The organism is Micromonospora salmantinae (assembly GCF_022230905.1).
GTDB lineage: Bacteria > Actinomycetota > Actinomycetes > Mycobacteriales > Micromonosporaceae > Micromonospora > Micromonospora salmantinae.
The window spans coordinates 1-915 of sequence record NZ_JAKKFG010000028.1 but is presented as its reverse complement, the minus strand read 5'-3'; the positions used below and the strand labels follow the sequence as shown (position 1 = coordinate 915).

The 915-nt window shown below is 70.9% G+C and carries 1 protein-coding gene; it reads left to right on the top strand.

Features of this window, described 5'->3' with window-relative positions:
• The coding region (gene trpB / locus PSH03_RS21450; RefSeq protein ID WP_255750978.1) for a tryptophan synthase subunit beta at positions 1–915 on the top strand (915 nt) is incomplete at both ends.

The following is a 915-nucleotide window of genomic DNA, read 5'->3' as shown; positions in this document are numbered from 1 at the left end:
GGCAGTCGGTCCGGGGCGGTACGGGAGCTACGGCGGACGATACGTGCCGGAGTCCCTGATCCCCGCCTGCGAGGCGGTCGCCGATGCCTTCTCGCAGGCGTGGGCCGATCCCGGGTTCCGCGGCAGCCTCGCCGCGCTGCTGTCGGCGCACGTGGGACGGCCGACCCCGCTGACGCCGGCCGCGCGACTGTCGGCGGAACTCGGTGTGACGGTGCTGCTCAAGCGGGAGGATCTGACGCACACCGGATCACACAAGATCAACAATGTGCTGGGACAGGCGTTGCTGGCCCGGCGCATGGGGCGTACGCGCCTGATTGCCGAGACCGGGGCGGGCATGCACGGCGTCGCGACGGCGACGGCCGGTGCCCTGCTGGGCTTGCCGGTGAGAGTGTTCATGGGCGAACGCGACGTGGAACGCCAGGCGCACAACGTCTTCCGTATGCGGCTGCTGGGCGCCGAGGTCGTTCCGGTGACCACCGGTAGCCGGACGCTGAAGGACGCCACCAGCGAGGCCATGCGTCACTGGGTGACGGACGCCGACGAGGCGTACTACTGCGTGGGCTCCGTCATCGGTCCGCACCCCTATCCGATGATGGTCCGCGAGTTCCAGCGCGTCATCGGTGACGAGGCCCGGCGGCAGTGCGCGGCCGAGCTGCCCGCTGCCACCCCCGACTACGTGGTCGCCTGCGTCGGCGGCGGCAGCAACGCGGCGGGCACGTTCGCCGGGTTCGTCGAGACCTCGGCGAAGCTCGTCGGGGTGGAAGCCGAGGGCGGCTCCGGCGCGGCGAACGGGGAAATCGGTGTACTGCACGGCTTCCAGTCCCTGTTCCTCCAGGACGAACACGGGCAGATCAAGGAGGCGCACTCGATCGCGGCCGGGCTGGACTACCCCGGCGTCGGCCCCGAGCACTCTGA